The organism is Novosphingobium resinovorum, from assembly GCF_001742225.1.
GTDB lineage: Bacteria > Pseudomonadota > Alphaproteobacteria > Sphingomonadales > Sphingomonadaceae > Novosphingobium > Novosphingobium resinovorum_A.
Window position 1 is genome coordinate 1,962,778 of record NZ_CP017075.1, and the last position, 17,828, is coordinate 1,980,605.

Here is a 17,828-nt window from a genome sequence, read left to right on the forward strand (position 1 = left end):
GGGAGGAATGGTCACAGCGGATCGAATTCGAGGTGCAGCGACTTCAGAGCGCGCAGCACATACGTCGGCTCATAATCGAACCGGCGCGCGCTCTCGGGGCCGTGGTGTTCCTCCGACAGCCGGATCTCGCCCATGCGTGCGAGCAACCGCTCTATGCTGACCGCCACCTCGCGCCGGGCCAGCGGCGCGCCGATGCAGGTATGCGCGCCGCGTCCGAAGGCAAGGTGCTCCTTGATCCGGGGCCGGTCCATATCGAACCGTGAAGGATCGGGAAAGCGCGCCGGATCGCGGTTGGCGGCCATGTGGCTCATGAGGATCGGCGTGCCCGCCTTGATCTCGACCCCGCCCAGCGTCGTGGTCTTGCGGCAGAGCCGCCCCGCGCTCTTCACCGAGCCGTCGTAGCGCAGCAGTTCTTCGACGAAGTCGGGAATGCGAGCGGGATCGCGGCGCAGTTCGGTCTGGATGTCGGGGCGTGTGGTGATCACCTTGAAACCGTTCGCCAGAAGGCGGTTGGTGGTGTCCTGCCCCGCGCCGAACAGGAACGCCGCCAGCCCCGTCACGTCGACGAGCGAAGGCTTCGAGCCATCCGGATACGTGGCCTTCGCCAGTTCCCCCAGAATGTCCTCCCGCGCCAGCAAGGTGCGAAAAGGCCGCATCAGCGGATGACCGGCAATCCGTCGCCGCGCGATGAGGCCAAACAGTTCCTTGCCCACCGGGACCAGCGGGTTCTTCATCATCTCCTCGTGCGTGGCATCCATCGGCACGGGGATCGCCCCTTCCAGCAACTTGCGAAAACGAGCGCGCGTGGCCTCGGACAAGCCCAGCAGGTCGGAGATCACCAGCGCGCCGTAAGGCCCGCCGTACTGGCGCACGATATCGACCTGCCCGTCGCCGTGGAACTCGTCGATCAGCCCCTCCGCCGTGGCCGCAAGCCGGGGCTGCAACTGCTTCAGCCGGCTGGGCGTGAACAGGCGCGAGAGAATCGAGCGCAAGTTCGCGTGGCGCGTGCCCTGTTCGCAGACTATCTGGTCGGCGAAGGCGATCTTGCTGCGATGGGCCTCCAGCTCGTCGCCGATATCGTCGCCCTCCGGCACGAACGGCAGGTCGACCATGCCGCCGGTGACGCCGTTGATCTCCGAGAAATGTTCGGTGTCGAGCGACACCTGGACGACCTCCTCATAACCCACGACGGCCACCGCGCCGCGATGCGGGAGCCGCACGACAGGTCCCTGCGCACGCAGATAGTCGAAGTAGGCATGCGGATCGTCCACCAGCGCAATGTCGGTGTACCAGTCGGCCTTCTCGTAGGACACGCATCTCGCTCCCATACTTTTATGATCCTTTGTGTATCGTAAAATCCGATTGGGTCAAGCGGCGCACTGCGTGCTAGGAGCCGGGGCATGATCCCGCCTTCCCCCGCCCTGCCCCCTGCGCTCGACCTTGTCGGCATCGCGGTCTTCGCGCTGACGGGTGCCCTCGCCGCCGCGCAGCTGCGCCAGACTTTCGTGACCGTGGCCTTCTTCGCGCTGATCACCGGGGTCGGCGGCGGTTCCCTGCGCGACCTGCTCATCGGGGCGCCGGTGTTCTGGGTCCACGACCCGCTGGTGGCGCCGGTGTGTCTCGCCGTAGCGCTGCTCGCGTGGTTCACGCCGGTCCGCTGGTGGCGCGGGCATATCCTGGAGTGGGCCGACGCGCTGGGTCTCGCGGTCTATGCCGTGTTCGGCACGATCAAGGCGCTGCATTGGGGCGTCCCGCCGGTCCCCGCGATGCTGATGGGGGTGATCACCGGCTGCATTGGCGGCATCGTGCGCGACGTGCTGGCGGGCCAGCCCTCGATCCTGATGCGGCCCGAACTTTACGTGACGGCAGCCGCGCTCGCCTCCGGGGTCGCTGCAGCAGGCATCGCCGCGGGCCTGTCCCCGGCGATGACCTGGGCGATCGCCGTGATCGCCGGCTTCGGGCTACGCGGCGCGGCGATCCATTGGTCGCTGGGCCTGCCGCTCCATCCGGGCGAGGATGATTAGGCCACCTTCAACCGCCGCCGCATCGCCGCTTCATCCATCATGGCGGTGCCCCGCAACTGGCCGAGGCGCACGCCGGTGCACGTCATCTTGAAGTGAGTGAAATCCTCGTACCATTCGAGGCCCATCGCAGACTTGCCGCTGATCTCCTCCCACAGCGCGATCGTCTCCTCCCGCGTGCCCATGCCTTCGAGATACGCGCCGTACGTCGAATTGCGGCCGTGCATCGTCTCGGACAAGGTGCAGAACCAGGCGAGATCGTGCAGCGCGCCGCCGAGCGAGGGCTGTTCCCAGTCCATCACCGCGACGACCCGGAAGTCGTCGTCGAACATCATGTTGCCGATGCGCGCGTCGCCCCAGACGATCCCCTCGGGATCGTGGGCAGGCCATGCGCTCTCTAGCCTTGCCAGCGCATCGCGCAGCACCGGCTGCGGCGCGGTCTCCTCAAGCCAGGCGGTGAAGCGCTGGTACTTGTCCCACTCCTGCGCCAACCCCCGCGCCGCCGCCCCCTTGCCGCCGAGGAACCCCGCGCTCGTCACCGGCACGCGCTGGATCGCCGCGAGCTGCTCGACCGCGCTGCGCCACACGCTGCGCCGCTGCTGTGGCGCAGCGTCGTGCAGCCAGCCCTCGCGCCCATAAGGCGGGATCGACACGGGCACGCGGCCCTGCTTCTTCTCCATCACGAAGAACGGATTGCCGAGGATCGACGGGTCCTCCTCGAACCACAGCGGCCTGGCAACGCGGACAAGTCCTTCGTCCGACAGCAGCTTCATGATCGCGTGCTGCTCGTCGAACAGGTTGTCCGGGAAGACGGTAAAGGTGCGCGGCTTGATCCGGACCACGCAGCCTTGCGTGCGCGGCTGCCCACCCTCGGTCCAGTGTGCATCGAACAGCACCGTCTCATGGCTCTGCCCGGCACCGCGCGGATAGGCGAGATCGGTGACGGCGATGCCGATGGCGCGCGGCAAGCAACCGCCGAGCCAATGTTCGAGGCGCCCGGCCAGTTCGGCAAGATCCCGCGTTTCGGGGGCAACGATCACGTCAGACACAGGCTCTCTCCCACCCGGCGATGCCTGAATTTCGATAGCGCATATCGATGGTTCGGTATCGCGAATTTATTTTCGCGATAATTGATATGCTGGCAAGCGCGCGCGGTCAAGCAAGGCGCGCCTCGCCCGGGCGGGATTGCCGTCGCCCCGGATTCGATCCGGGACCGGTGGCGGTCTTTAGCTGCAGTTCATGCGGAAGGCATCGAAGCGACAGGCGGGCCGTTCACAGCCAGCGGTCCCGGGGCAAGCCCGTTACCGCGAAGTCAGTCGCTCTCGCCGCCGCCGGCCAGGAAGCCGGAGATGCGCTCGCAAGCATGGGCCAGGCGGGCACCGGCCTCGGACAGCGCCGTGCCGTTCATGGCGCCGTGGAAGCCGGCCATGACCAGCGCCATCACCACCCGGTTGCGGCTGTCGTAGATCGGCGCCATCAGCGCCACGAGCGGATAGACCCGCTGCCCGTCGACCTCGACGAGCGGCACCACCGGCGGGTCCTCGGTGCCCGAGCGCACGCCGAGTTCCTCTTCGCTGCCTGGACGGCGCAATAGCGCGAGGTAGCCGTGCGCGCGCACGAACTCGAGCCCTGCGCGGAACTGGCCGAGATTCTCCTCACCGAGCGGCGGATCGGCCCGAGATACCCATGCATCGGCGTCCCGCGCGGAACGGGCGAAGAAGGTCATCGCCTGAATCCAGCGCAGCGGCATGCGCGTGCCCAGCGGCACCGGATAGCCGATATGGCTGAGTGAGGCCGCGCGTTCCCGCAGATGGATCACGTCGCCTTCGAGGAAGTAGGCCCCGCAGACCACGTCGAATTCGTCGGCCAGGCTGCGCATCTCGGGCTGCGCGACCTGCAGCGGCGAAAAATGCGCCGCCGCCGTGCGCCCGATCGCCGCCAGCGCGGGGCCGAGCACGTAAGTCTTGTCGGTCGTGCGATAGAGGTAGCCGACATCGACGAGGCCGGTCAGCAGCGCATGGCAGGTCGCGCGGCTCAACTTCAATGCCCGCACCAGATCGGTCAGAGCGAACGCCTGCCCGGGATGGTCGGCGATGAAGTTGAGGATGGCCGCGACGCGGGCGACACCGGGAGAGGAACGCGACATGGCTGCTTTCGATATTTCGAACCGTTCGGGCCTATTGGCAATCGGCACGGTTCGTCAATAGGCACGCCTGTTCATTAAAGCGAACTTCAGCCGCGCCCGAGCCGGTCCTCCATCATCCGCGCCAACTCGCGCCGGGCCACCTTGTTGGAATGGAGGAGCGGTATCTCTTCGCGTTCCAGCGGAACATAGGCACGCGGCACCTTGTAGCTGGAGAGACGCCGACGCAATTCCGCCTCGATCACGGCGAAATCGAGTTCCAGCCCGTCGCGCGCGATCACCGCCGCGACCAGCAGCGCGCCGCGCTCGCGGTCCGGCAGGCCGACCACGTAAGCGGTGTGCACTCCGTCCAGCGACTGCAGTTCCATCTCCACTTCGGCCGGGGAGACGTTGGAACCGGACACCTTGATCATGTCCCCCCCGCGCCCGACGAAATGCACCCGGCGTCCTTCCGGACGGTCCTCCATCACGCACATGTCGCCGGTGCGATAGTAACCGTCGGGTGTGTAGTGCTCCGCCCGCTCGATCTTGTGGAGGCCGCTGGCGACGGGATAGCCGCGCACCTGCATCTCCCCCGCCTCGCCCGCCGCGACCGGGCGGTTTTCGGCATCTGCGATACGGATTTCGTAGCCCGGCCCGAAATGGTCCATCGGTGCACAGACCGGCCGCCCCGGCGCGCGGAAGTCATCGCCCCACGAGTACGGCCCCAGCGTCTCGCTCATGCCGAGGCCCCACCATGGCTTCGGTCCGCGCATGGCCGCAAGATCTTCCTCCGCCAGCACCGAGCCCATCGCGAAGCGGCTGTTGGAAAGCGTGCGCTCGGTGCACACGACGGTCGCCCCCGCTTCCAGCCCCGGCACGAGGTACATCATCATGCCGCCGACCCAGAACATCGGCAGGATGCAGGCCACGCGCTTCCCGGGCACATGCCCCATCATCTCGCGCATCGTATGGCTGCGGAAGCAGACGGGGCCATGGGCATGGCGCACGCCCTTGGGCAGCGCCATCGAGCCGGAGGTGTAGATCTCGACCATCTGGTCGGTCGGATGGACTTCGGATTCGACCTCGCGCAGCAGGTCTTCGCCTACCGTCGCGGCGGCCCCGGCCAGCCAGTCGAGCGGTGTGATGCTGGGAGGCAATCCCTCTCCGTCCGAGGCGATCCAGCGCAAGTACGGCGCCCTGCCAAGCCGCAGCGCGCCGCTCTCCTGCCCGTCCAGTTCGGGGAGCGCCTCCAGCACGCGCTCGGCATAGTCCTTGCCCAGCATCGTGCGCTGGAGGATGAGCCCCTGCACATCCGACTGGCGCAGCACGCGGACCAGTTCGTTGGCGCGGATCATCGTGCTGACCGGCACTGCGACGGCGCCGATCCTGCTCACCGCCGCCAGCATCACCGCGAATTCCGGTCCGTTGCCGTGAATGAAGCCGACCCGCGCCCCCTTGCCGATCCCGCGCGCCAGCAACCCGCGCGCCAGCATGGCCGAACGCGCCTCAAGCTCGCGATAAGTGACGCAGGCCACCGTCTCCTCGCCTTCCTCCAGCGTCACCGCGACGGCATCGCCATAGGCGGCAGCGACAGCCCGAATGAGGCTGGGGAACGTCTGTGCATCCCCCGGAAGGTCTGCAACGGTGTGGGCGGCGGCCTCGGTGTTCACGTTCCCGGCTCTCCTCTCGGCCGTGCCGACACGAAGGGCGCCGGGCACGACCACTGGCAACCGCTCAAGCAGTTCGCCATTTCAAATCAGGAGTCGATATTCCGGAAAACTGTCTGAAGCGCAACGCCCGCGCGCGTCGATACCGCGCGGGCGTTTCGGCTCAGATCATGCCATGCCCATCGACGGCCACCGAGCGAATGTGCCCCGAGCCATCGACGCTGCAGGCAAACGGGCGGCCGTCCTGCAGGCGCCCCTCGACGCTGTAGCGCTCGCCCATGCGCCGCACCGAGTCCACCGATTCGACGCGCTTGTCACCGCGCTCGAGTTCCGCAGAACAGGCGTCGACCGCGCCGCCCAGCGATCCGGCCCCGGCAGGCTCGTCCGAATAGTCGCGGCCGCTCACCGGGCCGCCCGGATATGGCGCGGTATCGCCATTGTCAGCCGGCGGCGCGCCATAGTCCGCATCGTCCCCCGCTTCCGGGCCGCCCGGATAGCGATAGGGCGCGTGCTCGCCGCCACGCTTGTCGGCGCTGTTCTTGCTGACGGCAGAAGCGATCGCGGCAACCCCGCCGACGACCAGCAGCCCGGCCAGAAGGTCCCCGCCATCGATGCCGCCGCCGCGATAGTGGCGATGGCCCCTCCACTCGTCCCGGCCGTGTGCGAGAACCGGCGTGGCGGTGACGCAAAGCACCGCGAGCGCGGCAAGGGATACGGCGGCACGCGAACGCAACATCTTCATCGGGAGAAACCCTATCCGGCGCGCACGGTCCGCGCCGCCCAAGTCACGGAACGTACGCCGCTCATGCTGTCCTATGCATGAACCGCTTCACGGCGTCGCGGCGGTCGGCTCTCCGGCCTGAGCGACACTGGCTTCGGCCGAAAGGCGCAGCCCCGTCCACTGCGCGACGAAGGCAAGGATGTCCGCACCCTCCTCGATCGCCTTGTCCGTGGGCTTTCCTGAGCCGTGTCCGGCGCGGGTCTCGATGCGGATGAGACGCGGCCTGGCCCCGAGGTTCGCGTGCTGCAGCGCCGCCGTGTACTTGAACGAGTGCCCGGGCACCACGCGGTCGTCGGTGTCCGCCGTAGTAACCAGGATCGCCGGATACTGCGCACCCTCGCGAATGTTGTGGTAGGGCGAATAGGCGCGCAGGACCTTGAAGTCGTCTTCCCGGTCCGGCCTCCCATAGTCGTCGGTCCAGTAACGCCCGGCCGTGAAGCGGTCGAAGCGCAGCATGTCCATGACGCCCACTTGCGCGACCGCCGCCGCGAACAGGTCCGGCCGCTGGTTGACCACCGCACCCACCAGCAGGCCACCGTTCGAGCCGCCCTGAATGGCAAGGCCGTCCTTCTTCGCGATGCCCTCGTTCACGAGGAACTCGCCCGCCGCGATGAAGTCGTCGAAGACGTTCTGCTTGTTCTGCCGCCGCCCCGCATCGTGCCACTCGCGCCCGTACTCGCCGCCGCCGCGCAGGTTCGCCAGCGCGAAGGCCCCGCCCGCCTCCAGCCACGCCATGCGCGTCGCCGAGAAGCCGGGGGTCAGCGAAACGTCGAAGCCACCATATCCATAGAGCAGCGTCGGCACCGGCTGCTTCGCCTTGGCCACCACGCGGCTGCGCACGATGAACATCGGTACGCGGGTGCCGTCCTTCGACGTGAAGAAGCGCTGCTCGACCACGTAGGCACCCGGATCGTAGCACATCTTCGGCGTCGCGAAGGGCGTCGTCACCCCGGTCGCCAGATCCATCCGGTAGATAGATGCCGGGCAGTTGAAGCTGGTGAAGGCGTAGAACGTCTCCGGATCGCCCGGCCTCCCGCGAAAGCCCGAAGCGGTGCCGATGCCGTTCAGCGACAGCGTCTTGCCGACACTGCCGTCGAGCGCCAGGATTTCCGCATGGCTCGCCGCATCGCGCATGTAGTTGAGGACGAGCCGGTCCCCGACGATCCCGGCGCGCTCCAGAATATCCTCACGCTCAGCGACGATCTCGGTCCACTCGGCCTTGGGTGCATCGAGATCAATGCCGACGAGCCGATAGCGCGGCGCGTTCCGGTTGGTCACGTACCACAGCTTGCGCCCGGCACCTTCGACCAGCTTCCAGTCATTGGTGAAACCGGAGACGAGCGGCACTGCCTTCCATCCGTCGCGCTTGCGCTTGTCGAGATCGATCACCCGCACTTCGTAGCGCGCATCGGTGCCGACGTGGCTGGTGATGAGCGCCAGGCGCCCGTCCTGCGTCACGTCCGCCACATGCCCCCGGTCGGGCGCGTCGGGCGTCGCATAGACCAGTTCGTCCGCGTCCTGAGCCGTGCCGATGCGGTGGAAATACACGGCCTGATTGTAGTTCAGCGACTGGAACGCCGCCCCCTCCTTCGGCTCCGGGAAGCGCGAATAGAGGAAACCTTCCTCGCCCACCCATGAGAGGCCCGTGAACTTGGCCCAGCGCACCTCGTCCTGCAGCGGCTCGCCGGTCTTGACGTCGATCACGCGCAGGATGCGCCAGTCGCTGCCGCCGTCCTGAACGCTATACAGCAGATAGCGCCCCTTCTGCGAGGGCTCCCAGGAATCGAGCGCCGTCGCCCCGTCCTTCGCCCAGGCGTTGGGATCGAGCAGCAGGCGCGGCTTGCCGTCCAGCCCCTTGCGTACGAACAACTGCGCCTGGTTCTGCAGGCCGGTGTTACGGGTGTAGAAGTAGCTGCCGCCCGCCTTCACCGGGATGCCGAAGCGCTCGTAATCCATGAAGGCGCGGATGCGGCGCTGGAACTGCGCGCGCTGGGGGAGTGCGGTCAGATAGTCTTCGGTGACGGCGTTCTCACGGCTCACCCAGTCGGCGACTTCGGAGGAATGTCGTACGTCATCCTCGAGCCAGCGATAGGGATCGGCGATGGCCTCGCCGAACTGGGTCTCTACGACAGTGTCGCGGCGGGTCTGTGGATAGCTGATGTCGGACATAGGCCCTGCCCAGATGGGCGTCGCCGCCCCCGACAGCAAGAGCGCCGCCAGCACCTGCAGACCGCTAGTCTTCACACATCCTCCCGACCCTGCTTTTGAGCATGCTGTCTAGCACATCGGCGTTCCGGGGAAAGCTCGCATGAAAAAGCGGCCGCGAACCGAAGTCCGCGACCGCTTCTCTATCCCGTCAGGGACGCCGAGTGGCTTACGCCTCGGCGAATTCCTCGGCGTCGGTGTGCACCGGACCGGAGTCCTGGCCCTTGGCATCGACGTCGCGGTCGACCAGTTCGATAATCGCGATCGGAGCGGCGTCCGAAGCGCGGTAGCCGGCCTTGATGATGCGGGTGTAGCCACCCTCGCGACCGGCAAAACGCTCGGCGAGGACTTCGAACAGCTTCTTTTCCTGCGCTTCGTCGAGAATGCGCGCGTGCGCGAGACGACGGTTCGAAAGGCCGCCCTTCTTCGCGAGCGTGATCAGCTTCTCGATGTAGGGACGCAGTTCCTTCGCCTTCGGCGTAGTGGTCTGGATCTGCTCGTGCTTGATCAGCGCTGCGGCCAGGTTGCGCAGCAGGGCCGCGCGGTGGCCGGACTTGCGCTGCAGCTTGCGGCCGCCCATCTTGTGACGCATATTCTTTACTCCGTTCGTCAGGCAGCCGTTCAAGGTACTGCCTGCCGGGCGATGCGGTTAGACCATCGCCCAAAGCCTGTTCACGTATTTGTGAAGCGCGCCCTCAATACGAAAACGGGGCGGGAGTCAAGGGCGGATGCCGTCGAGCATCGCCCAAACCGGCGGGCCAAGCGTCAGAAGTCCGATACCTGCGGCCACGATCGATGCCATCAGCACCGCTCCGGCACAGATGTCCTTGATCCGGCCGATGACCGGATCGAAGTTCGGTTCGACCCGGTCGCACATCTGCTCGATGGCGGTGTTGAAGGCTTCGGCCAGCCAGACCAGCCCTATCGCCAGCAACAGCCAGCGCCAGTCGTTTGCGGAGACATTCAGGAACAGCCCTGCCCCCATCGTGACAATCGACGCCGCCAGGTGCACCCGCGCATTGTGCTCGTTGTAAACCAGCCAGCGCAGGCCGCGCCATGCGAAGATGAAGCTCCTGAGCCGCGCCGCGATGGTGAAGCGGCTTGCAGATTTCAATGCGTTGGGCGATTCGATCATGCCGTCAAACGTAGGGCATTATCGCGGGGATGACGCACAAAGGTTCGATGCGGGAGATCGTACCCCAAAGAAAAAGGCCCCGCAGTCACCCGCGAGGCCCTCTTCATTTCGAAACCCGAAGGTCCAATCAGCCGAGCAGTTCCTGCTCGAGCTTCTTGGCCATCTCTTCGATGTTCTCGGGCGGCCAGCCCGGGATGTCCATGCCGAGGCGCAGACCCATCGAGGAAAGCACTTCCTTGATCTCGTTGAGCGACTTGCGGCCGAAGTTCGGCGTGCGCAGCATCTCGGCTTCGGTCTTCTGGACCAGATCGCCGATGTAGATGATGTTGTCGTTCTTGAGGCAGTTGGCCGAACGGACCGACAGTTCCAGCTCGTCCACCTTCTTGAGAAGGTAGCGGTTGAGCTGGTTGGTGTCGCTCTCTTCCGAAGCCGCCGCGCCGCCGACAGCCACACCGATCATCGGCGAGGCGCCAACCGGGGCGATGTCCTCGAAGTGGACGAACAGCGCCAGCTGGTCCTGCAGAATGCGTGCAGCATAAGCCACGGCATCTTCAGGGGTCACGGTGCCGTCGGTCTCGACCGTCAGGTTGAGCTTGTCGAAGTCCAGCTCCTGGCCGATGCGGGCGTTCTCGACCTTGTAGCTCACCTGCCGAACCGGCGAGTAGAGCGAGTCGACCGGGATCAGGCCGATCGGCGCGTCGACCGGACGGTTCGACACGGCGGGAACGTAACCCTTGCCCGAGTCGGCGGTCAGCTCCATGTTGAGCGTCGCACCATCGTCGAGGTGGCAGATCACGAGATCCTTGTTCATGACCTCGATGTCACCGGTGACGGCGATGTCGCCGGCGGTGACAGCGGCCGGACCGGTTGCCGAAAGCTGGAGGCGCTTCGGACCATCGCCCTGCATCTTGAGCGCGATCTGCTTGACGTTCAGGACGATGTCCGTGACGTCTTCACGCACGCCTGCGAGCGACGAGAATTCGTGGAGCACGTTCTCGATCTTGATCGAGGTGATCGCCGCGCCCTGGAGGGAAGAGAGCAGCACGCGACGCAGCGCGTTGCCGAGCGTCAGGCCGAAGCCGCGCTCGAGAGGTTCGGCGACGAAGGTCGCCTTCAGCTTGGGGTCTGGTCCCGGCTTGATCTCAAGGCTGTTCGGCTTCTTGAGTTCCTGCCAGTTCTTGATGTTGACAGTCATGGACTTCCCCTGGGAGTGATGGCGGTTGCGTCCCGAAGGCCTGGTGGAGAGGCCCGGGACGTTCCGAAGACGGGCGGTGACCGGTCACCGCCCGCATTAGCTCGATCAGACGCGGCGGCGCTTCGAGGGACGCACGCCGTTATGCGGAATCGGCGTGACGTCGCGGATCGAGGTAATCGTGAAGCCCACGGCAGCCAGGGCGCGCAGGGCGCTCTCGCGGCCCGAACCCGGGCCCTTGACTTCGACTTCGAGGGTACGGACGCCGTGCTCGGCGGCCTTCTTGCCGGCGTCGTCCGCAGCCACCTGAGCGGCGTACGGGGTCGACTTGCGGCTGCCCTTGAAGCCCATCATGCCGGCCGAAGACCACGAAATCGCGTTGCCCTGGGCGTCGGTGATGGTCACCATGGTGTTGTTGAAGCTAGCATTCACGTGGGCGATGCCGCTCGTGATGTTCTTGCGCTCGCGGCGCTTAATGCGCTGAGGTTCGCGTGCCATATCGTATATCCTGTCGAATTATCGCTGCGGGAAACCGAAAGCCTTAACGGCTCCCTCGGCTTACTTCTTCTTGCCGGCGATCGGCTTGGCCTTGCCCTTGCGGGTGCGCGCATTGGTGTGCGTGCGCTGGCCACGAACCGGCAGACCCTTGCGGTGACGCAGGCCGCGGTAGCAGGCGAGGTCCATCAGGCGCTTGATGTTCATCGCGGTCTCGCGACGAAGGTCACCCTCGACCGTGTGGTCGGCGTCGATGGTCTCACGGATCTGGAGCACTTCGGCGTCCGAGAGATCCTGGATACGGCGAGTGTGATCGATACCGAGCTTGTCGGCGATCTCGAGAGCCTTGGTACGGCCGATGCCGTGGATATACGTCAGCGCGATGATAACGCGCTTGTTGGTGGGGAGATTTACCCCTGCAATACGAGCCACTTAATTCTCCTGCTCCACAGAGGTGCGAGCGCGCACCTCCATCTCATCGCGAAAACACTCGGGGAAGTGAAATGGCAAAAGGCCCGGTTGGCGGTTACACGCGGGTGCTTTGGACACGCGGTATGGGCCTTCCGGACTGCCGTTTACTGACGAGTGAAGGGGGCGCTTAAAACGATTCGCGCGCAGAGTCAACGTTCCGCGTCAACGCCTGCGGCATCGACCGGGCGCCGCCCTCCGCCTGATCGACGGGGCGGATGTCGCGCCTGTGAGGACTGTTTAACGCAAATCGCGAGGCCAGTCAAAGTGCGTAGCACCCGGCCCTGTCCCATGGCGGCACCGCACGCATCGGACCTAGCGTCCGACGAGCGGCCCATCACTGGTCGTCGGCTTGCTCGAAAGCGGCACGATGTCGAGCCCGGCCGCAGGATCCGCCGCTGCAGGCTCCTCGGCAGGCCGGTCGGCAACGTCCGTCTCGATCTTCGGGAAGGCCGCCGCGAAGGCGCCGCCGAGCTTCTCCGTCAGGCGCTGGAGCTGTCCGCCGAGCATGCCATCGACCGCCGGCGCCAGTTTCTCGAACGGGGTGCGGGTGAAGCCGCCCACGACGTATTCGAGCAGGACCTGCGTACCGCCCTTCCCGTCCGGCTTCAGTTGCACGGTCAGCGTGCCGATCGCCGCGTCCGACTGCAGCGGGCCGAGCGCCCCGCTCATGCGCAGGGCGCGGCCGCGCTCCACGTAGATCACCCGCATGTGCTCGACGCTGCCGCGCGGCGTTGCCTTGGGCGAGCTTTCGTTGGGCAGCACTTCGCAGAAGCAGCCGCCCGCCCGCGCATCGAGCGTGAGGTTCGCGGCATCGCCGGACCAAGTGTGATCGGAGTCCCACCAGACCGACGGCTTCACCAGCACAGCCCAGGTTTCCTCGGGCGTCGCCGAAACTTGCGCGACATGGCGCACGACGAAGCCATTGGCCTCGACTTGCGCGACGCTCGCGCTTGCCGCCGAAGGAACGAGCGCCATGCCGGCCGCCGCCAGCGCAAATGCGAAAGACTTCATAAAGCTGCCCCTGCCCGGCCGTGAAGGCCCCGTCAATGTCGCGAAACCGTCCATGCCAGATCGCATGAAGCCCGTCATCCCTGCCGCGCACTTCGACGACAAAATGAAAAACCCGGAAGCGACCTGAGGCACTTCCGGGTTTCATTGTTCGGTTCACTCTGGAGCAGGATCAGCCCGCGAGGATCGCCTCGATCGCCGCCGTCACCTCGTCCATGTCAGCCATGCCGTCGACTTTGGCGACGATGCCGCGCGCTTCGTAGACGGGCAGGATCGGCGCGGTCTTGGCGCGGTACTCGGCCATGCGGGTGCGCACGGTCTCGGCATTGTCGTCGGGACGCCGCTTGAACTCGTGCCCGCCGCACTTGTCGCAAGTGCCTTCGACCTTAGGCTTCTCGAAGGTGTCGTGGTAGCCCTTGCCGCAAGTGGCGCAGGTGAAGCGGCCGGTGATGCGCTCGACCAGCGCGTCCTCGTTCACTTCCAGTTCGATCACGTGATCGAGCTTGCGGCCGCGCGCTTCCAGAATGCCGTCAAGCGATTCCGCCTGCGCTTCGGTGCGCGGATAGCCGTCGAAGATGGCGCCGGTATCCACGCCCATCGCGTCGAGTTCGTCCCCGATCAGCGCCGAGACGATCGCGTCCGACACCAGCTCGCCACGCTCCATGACCGCCTTGGCTTCGAGCCCGGTCGGCGTCCCCGCCTTGACTGCGGCGCGCAGCATGTCGCCGGTCGACAACTGGCGCATGCCATGCTTGTCGACGAGACGCTGCGCCTGGGTTCCCTTGCCCGCCCCCGGCGGTCCCAGCAGGATAATGTTCACGCCCTGAATCCCCCTCGGTTTTACGTTATCGGCACGCGCCTCAGCGCATGCGGCCCTTCAGCTTGGCCTTCTTGATGAGGTCGCCGTACTGGTGCGCCAGCAGGTGCGACTGAATCTGCGTGATCGTATCCACGGTCACGTTGACGACGATCAGCAGACTCGTGCCACCCATGAACAGCAGCGGCAAGCCCGTCATCGACAGGAAGTACTCAGGCACCGTGCAGACGATGACCAAGTAGGCCGCACCGATCACGGTGATGCGCGTCAGGACGTAGTCGAGATAGACTGCGGTGTTCTTGCCCGGACGGATACCCGGGATGAAGCCGCCGTTCTTCTTCAGGTTGTCGGAGGTCTCTTCCGGATTGAAGACGACTGCAGTGTAGAAGAAGCAGAAGAAAATGATGCCCGCTGCGTAGAGCAGCATGTAGAGCGGCTTGCCGTGGCCCAAGTACTGGTTGAGCGAGACCACGATCTTGCCCATCGTCGAATCCGGCGTCAGCGACTTGCCGGCGAACTGGCTGATCGTCAGCGGCAGCAGCAGCAGCGAACTGGCGAAGATCGGCGGGATCACGCCGGCGGTGTTGAGCTTGAGCGGCAGGTGGCTGCGGTCGGCCTGCATCATGCCGCGCTGCGTGGCGCGCTTGGGATACTGGATCAGCAGGCGGCGCGTGGCGCGTTCCATGAAGCAGATCATCAGGATCATCGCCACCACCAGCGCGATCAGCGCGATGATAAGGATCGAACCGGTGTCGCCCGCCGAGTAGGCCGAGCCCAGGTTGCTGGCGAAAGTCGGCATCTGCGCGACGATACCCGCCATGATGATGAGCGAAACGCCGTTGCCGATCCCGCGCGAGGTGATCTGCTCACCCAGCCACAGCAGGAACATGGTGCCGCCGATCAGCGAGATCACCGCGCCGACGCGGAACGGGATGCCCGGATCGACCACGGCGCCAAGACCGCGCGAGGTCGACAGCGCCTCAAGACCGGTGGCGATCGCGTAGCCCTGCACGATGCACAGCAGCACGGTGCCGTAGCGCGTGTACTGGTTGAGCTTCTTGCGTCCGGCTTCGCCTTCCTTCTTCAGCGCGACGAGCGCCGGGTGGAGAGAGGCGGCCAACTGCACCACGATCGAGGCGGTGATGTACGGCATCACGCCGAGCGCGATCAGGCTCATGCGCGAAAGCGAACCGCCCGAGAACGTGTTGAACAGGTCAAGGATGCCGCCCTGCGTCTGCAGATAGAGATCGCGCAGCGCGACCGGGTTCACACCCGGCAGCGGCACGAAGCTCAAAAAGCGGAACACGATGAGCGCGCCGATGGTGAACCAGATACGGTTCTTCAGCTCGGTGGCCTTGGAGAAATTGGCCAGGCTGAGCGTGCTGGCGATGTTGTCGGCGCGTGAAGCCATGACGTTCTAAAAAGCCTCGAAGAATCTGATCGGACTCGCCCTTAGCGGCTCATGCCTGCCTTGTCGAACCCGGGAAGGAAACTGGCCATATAGACATTGGAACGATGTCGGGAAGACCCGTCCCGCACGAATCGGCTCCAGTGTGCCGCCCGCGCATCACATTTGTCGACACCTTACAGCAAGAGAGGGCGAAGCGCCCGGCGCCCGCCCTCTCCTTATGCCTTAGCGTGTCGCGCCGGAAATCAGGCCGCAGCCTCTTCCTTGGCGGGAACGATCACCGAACCGCCGGCCTTTTCGACCGCGGCAACGGCACCGGCCGAAGCGCCAGCAACGTTGAAGGTGACCTTCGAGGTCAATTCACCCTTGGCGAGGAGACGCACGCCGTCCTTGCCGCCACGGGCCAGGCCGACGGCCTTGAGCGCCGCGTGATCGACCACGCCGGTGATGTCCAGCTTGCCGGCGTCGATGAACTTCTGGACGAGGCCCAGGTTCACTTCCGCGAAGTCCTTGGCGAACTTCTTGTTCGAGAAGCCGCGCTTCGGCAGGCGCATGTGGAGCGGCATCTGGCCACCCTCGAAGCCGTTGATCGAAACGCCCGAGCGTGCCTTGGCACCCTTCTGGCCGCGACCCGAGGTCTTGCCCTTGCCCGAGCCGATACCACGGCCGACGCGCATGCGGCGGTGACGGGCGCCGGCGTTGTCACGGATGTCATTCAGTTTCATGTTCTGCACTCGCTTTCGCTTTGAGTCGCGCTGATAGGAAGCGGCGCCCCTAGCGGATGAGGGCGCGCTTGTCACCCCGGATTCGGGAAGAGCGGGTCATCCCACATCCCGGTTTACACAGAAGAGCCTGTGAAACCCCGAGATTGTTCCTTTACAGTGAATGACTTGCGCCCATTCCCTGTGACCTTTCGCGTACGCCCTTCTCCGCTTCAGAAGCTATCTTCATCATCATAACTGTCTTTCCCGTGCAGGCGGGAACCCATCTCCTGACATTGCCTGTTGCGAAGACATCAGATGGGTCCCCGCCTTCACGGGGATGACGGAAAAAGGGGGGAAGGCGACAGCGCGCGCCCTCACCGATCCTCTATCGCATGAATCACGGCATGTAGGACATGCCTCAGCTGCCGCCGCCGAAGCCCACCAGCAACTTCGCGCTCTCCGGCACCCGTGTACCGAAGGCGTCGCGCGCAGGCGCCCAGCGCACGATCTCCACCGCCAGCCCGCACAGTTCCTTGTCGAACGCGGGCGAGACGGATGCCGGATCCATCTTGCACTCTGTCGTGTTGCCCTGCTCGTCCACCTGGAAGTTCAGGTCGTAGCGGCCGAACGGCTTGGCTTTCAGCTGCGTATCGTAACGCTCCTTGAGTTCGGTGAGCGCATGGTTGAACTCGACGAGGCTGGCGTCATCCCAGCGCGGCTTCTGGCGCAGGCTGGCGAACTGCTCTTCGGTCACCAGCGGCCGCATCGCGCGGATGACACCGTACCAGCGCATCACGCGCGCGATCTGCAACGGCGACTGGCGGTCGATGGTGGTCTGGCACGTCCCGCCGATCGGGTCGGCCTTGGCCCGCAGCAGCGCCTGCGCCGCAGGCCAGCGATGGTAGGCGACCGCCCAGGCGAGCGGGGTGAGGCCGAACAGATCGGGCTTGTCGATGCCCTTGGGATCGCGCTCCAGCAGGATGCCGATATCCCGGATCGAGCCGCGCCGCGCCGCCGCGCCGAGCCCGTGCTCCATGCGCGCGACGCCCAGTTCGGCGAAACCGTAGGGCTGTTCGATCCCGGCATCGGGATTGTCCGGCATCGTCGGCGCCGGCCCGGCCTTGTCGACCGCACGGCAGACGTCGGCATAAGGATAGCGCGAATCGGCCAGCATCGCGGCGTTGTAGCGGCGACCAAAGCCGGTGACGGTATCGTCGGGCTTCTGCTGCCCGCCCTCGACCTTGCCCTCCGGCACGAAGGCCACCGCGCGCACGGTCCATGGCGAAAGGCCGCCGAGCATGCGGCACTGTACGCCGTAAGCCTCGGTGGAGATGCCGGTCGGCGTGGTCGCTGCGATCAGGCGAAAGTCGCCCATGTCGAGCGCCTTGTGCGCTTCGGCCACGGCGTTGGCGCTGCCGTCCTTCAGCTTGCGGCGCAGCGAGCGGTCACCCTTGCGCAGCTTGTCCAGGAACGCGGTATCCGCACGCAGGTCGCCGCATTGGGTTACCGAGGCGCCCTCGACACCGAGATTCCCCTTGGGCGCGTCGTCCGAGCACGCGGCCGTCGTCAGCGCGCCCATGCACAGGATGGTGGCCGTCAGAAGCCGCTTGCCGATCAAGACCTGTCCCCGATTGGAATCCGTGGCGCCTCACGGCGCCGATGAAGCTGGCGCGAATAGCATAGCCGCGCGCTGTTGGAAGAGCATTACTTGCGGGAAGGCCCACCATGCCCCTGGGGCTTCGACAAGCTCAGCCTGAGCGGAATTGGGAGGTTTGCACTTAGCCCCGCTCTCCCTGAGC

General features: G+C 65.7%; 18 protein-coding genes. 2 read left to right on the forward strand and 16 right to left on the reverse strand.

From position 1 onward, the window contains the following. Nucleotides 1-11 precede the first annotated feature (11 nt). On the reverse strand, nt 12-1,313 hold the full coding sequence (locus BES08_RS09100) for a cytochrome P450 (protein WP_231957934.1): 1,302 nt from the start codon (nt 1,311-1,313) through the stop codon (nt 12-14). Between the two features lie 87 nt (nt 1,314-1,400). Between BES08_RS09100 and BES08_RS09105 the strand changes: the two genes are divergently transcribed. Further along, nucleotides 1,401-2,024: a trimeric intracellular cation channel family protein gene (locus tag BES08_RS09105; RefSeq protein WP_008833602.1), complete on the forward strand. Its 624-nt coding sequence runs from the start codon at nt 1,401-1,403 to the stop codon at nt 2,022-2,024. On the opposite strand, the gene BES08_RS09110 is transcribed toward BES08_RS09105, so the two are convergent. The 11 genes from BES08_RS09110 to BES08_RS09160 form a co-directional block, all read right to left on the reverse strand. Continuing rightward, nucleotides 2,021-3,070: a phosphotransferase family protein gene (locus BES08_RS09110; protein WP_231957935.1), complete on the reverse strand. Its 1,050-nt coding sequence runs from the start codon at nt 3,068-3,070 to the stop codon at nt 2,021-2,023. The genes BES08_RS09105 and BES08_RS09110 overlap by 4 nt on opposite strands. A 263-nt stretch (nt 3,071-3,333) precedes the next feature. Continuing rightward, nucleotides 3,334-4,167: an IclR family transcriptional regulator gene (locus BES08_RS09115; protein WP_008832939.1), complete on the reverse strand. Its 834-nt coding sequence runs from the start codon at nt 4,165-4,167 to the stop codon at nt 3,334-3,336. An 86-nt stretch (nt 4,168-4,253) separates the two neighbouring features. After that, nucleotides 4,254-5,816 carry a class I adenylate-forming enzyme family protein gene (locus BES08_RS09120; RefSeq protein WP_069708164.1) on the reverse strand — a complete coding sequence of 521 codons (1,563 nt, stop codon included), beginning with the start codon at nt 5,814-5,816 and terminating at the stop codon, nt 4,254-4,256. A gap of 160 nt (nt 5,817-5,976) precedes the next feature. Beyond that, nucleotides 5,977-6,555, reverse strand: a complete 579-nt coding sequence (locus BES08_RS09125) for a hypothetical protein (protein WP_069708165.1) — start codon at nt 6,553-6,555, stop codon at nt 5,977-5,979. Nucleotides 6,556-6,642: 87 nt separating this feature from the next. Beyond that, the gene (locus BES08_RS09130; protein WP_231958227.1) at nt 6,643-8,763 is read right to left on the reverse strand and encodes a prolyl oligopeptidase family serine peptidase; all 2,121 of its coding nucleotides are present in this window, start codon (nt 8,761-8,763) and stop codon (nt 6,643-6,645) included. A 205-nt stretch (nt 8,764-8,968) separates the two neighbouring features. Continuing rightward, the gene (rplQ, locus tag BES08_RS09135; protein ID WP_036527248.1) at nt 8,969-9,391 is read right to left on the reverse strand and encodes a 50S ribosomal protein L17; all 423 of its coding nucleotides are present in this window, start codon (nt 9,389-9,391) and stop codon (nt 8,969-8,971) included. 126 nt (nt 9,392-9,517) lie between these two features. Continuing rightward, a complete protein-coding gene (locus BES08_RS09140; protein ID WP_069708167.1) occupies nt 9,518-9,934 on the reverse strand; it encodes a diacylglycerol kinase family protein in 417 nt (138 codons plus the stop codon). A gap of 127 nt (nt 9,935-10,061) precedes the next feature. Beyond that, entirely contained in the window at nt 10,062-11,129 is a 1,068-nt protein-coding gene (locus BES08_RS09145; protein WP_036527247.1) for a DNA-directed RNA polymerase subunit alpha, read from the reverse strand. A 105-nt stretch (nt 11,130-11,234) separates the two neighbouring features. Next, nucleotides 11,235-11,624: a 30S ribosomal protein S11 gene (gene rpsK / locus BES08_RS09150; RefSeq protein ID WP_008831163.1), complete on the reverse strand. Its 390-nt coding sequence runs from the start codon at nt 11,622-11,624 to the stop codon at nt 11,235-11,237. Nucleotides 11,625-11,684: 60 nt separating this feature from the next. Next, complete coding sequence (rpsM, locus tag BES08_RS09155; protein ID WP_008831162.1) at nt 11,685-12,053, reverse strand: 30S ribosomal protein S13; 369 nt, start codon at nt 12,051-12,053, stop codon at nt 11,685-11,687. A gap of 351 nt (nt 12,054-12,404) precedes the next feature. Continuing rightward, the gene (locus BES08_RS09160) at nt 12,405-13,067 is read right to left on the reverse strand and encodes an SRPBCC family protein (protein WP_231957936.1); all 663 of its coding nucleotides are present in this window, start codon (nt 13,065-13,067) and stop codon (nt 12,405-12,407) included. Here BES08_RS09160 and BES08_RS32780 point away from each other — a divergent pair. After that, on the forward strand, nt 13,066-13,230 hold the full coding sequence (locus tag BES08_RS32780) for a hypothetical protein (protein WP_155986321.1): 165 nt from the start codon (nt 13,066-13,068) through the stop codon (nt 13,228-13,230). The two genes, BES08_RS09160 and BES08_RS32780, sit on opposite strands and share 2 nt — an antisense overlap. 42 nt (nt 13,231-13,272) lie before the next feature. Here BES08_RS32780 and BES08_RS09165 read toward each other — a convergent pair whose 3' ends face one another. The 4 genes from BES08_RS09165 to BES08_RS09180 all read right to left on the reverse strand — a co-directional run bounded on the left by BES08_RS09165 (nt 13,273) and on the right by BES08_RS09180 (nt 17,647). Further along, a complete protein-coding gene (locus tag BES08_RS09165; protein ID WP_008831160.1) occupies nt 13,273-13,920 on the reverse strand; it encodes an adenylate kinase in 648 nt (215 codons plus the stop codon). Nucleotides 13,921-13,960: 40 nt separating this feature from the next. Further along, entirely contained in the window at nt 13,961-15,328 is a 1,368-nt protein-coding gene (secY, locus tag BES08_RS09170) for a preprotein translocase subunit SecY (RefSeq protein WP_008831159.1), read from the reverse strand. 242 nt (nt 15,329-15,570) lie between these two features. Then, entirely contained in the window at nt 15,571-16,050 is a 480-nt protein-coding gene (gene rplO / locus BES08_RS09175; RefSeq protein ID WP_036527309.1) for a 50S ribosomal protein L15, read from the reverse strand. Between the two features lie 397 nt (nt 16,051-16,447). Then, nucleotides 16,448-17,647 carry an ankyrin repeat domain-containing protein gene (locus tag BES08_RS09180; RefSeq protein ID WP_069708169.1) on the reverse strand — a complete coding sequence of 400 codons (1,200 nt, stop codon included), beginning with the start codon at nt 17,645-17,647 and terminating at the stop codon, nt 16,448-16,450. Between the last annotated feature and the right edge of the window lie 181 nt (nt 17,648-17,828).

Bases quoted from the DNA above. Each gene is read 5' to 3' on its own strand.
- rplO (WP_036527309.1), bottom strand. From the start codon at position 16,050: ATGAAACTGAATGACATCCGTGACAACGCCGGCGCCCGTCACCGCCGC.
- BES08_RS09130 (WP_231958227.1), bottom strand. From the start codon at position 8,763: ATGTCCGACATCAGCTATCCACAGACCCGCCGCGACACTGTCGTAGAG.
- BES08_RS09125 (WP_069708165.1), bottom strand. From the start codon at position 6,555: ATGAAGATGTTGCGTTCGCGTGCCGCCGTATCCCTTGCCGCGCTCGCG.
- BES08_RS09140 (WP_069708167.1), bottom strand. From the start codon at position 9,934: ATGATCGAATCGCCCAACGCATTGAAATCTGCAAGCCGCTTCACCATC.
- BES08_RS09115 (WP_008832939.1), bottom strand. From the start codon at position 4,167: ATGTCGCGTTCCTCTCCCGGTGTCGCCCGCGTCGCGGCCATCCTCAAC.
- BES08_RS32780 (WP_155986321.1), top strand. From the start codon at position 13,066: ATGCCGGCCGCCGCCAGCGCAAATGCGAAAGACTTCATAAAGCTGCCC.
- BES08_RS09145 (WP_036527247.1), bottom strand. From the start codon at position 11,129: ATGACTGTCAACATCAAGAACTGGCAGGAACTCAAGAAGCCGAACAGC.
- secY (WP_008831159.1), bottom strand. From the start codon at position 15,328: ATGGCTTCACGCGCCGACAACATCGCCAGCACGCTCAGCCTGGCCAAT.
- BES08_RS09105 (WP_008833602.1), top strand. From the start codon at position 1,401: ATGATCCCGCCTTCCCCCGCCCTGCCCCCTGCGCTCGACCTTGTCGGC.
- rplQ (WP_036527248.1), bottom strand. From the start codon at position 9,391: ATGCGTCACAAGATGGGCGGCCGCAAGCTGCAGCGCAAGTCCGGCCAC.
- rpsK (WP_008831163.1), bottom strand. From the start codon at position 11,624: ATGGCACGCGAACCTCAGCGCATTAAGCGCCGCGAGCGCAAGAACATC.
- BES08_RS09160 (WP_231957936.1), bottom strand. From the start codon at position 13,067: ATGGCGCTCGTTCCTTCGGCGGCAAGCGCGAGCGTCGCGCAAGTCGAG.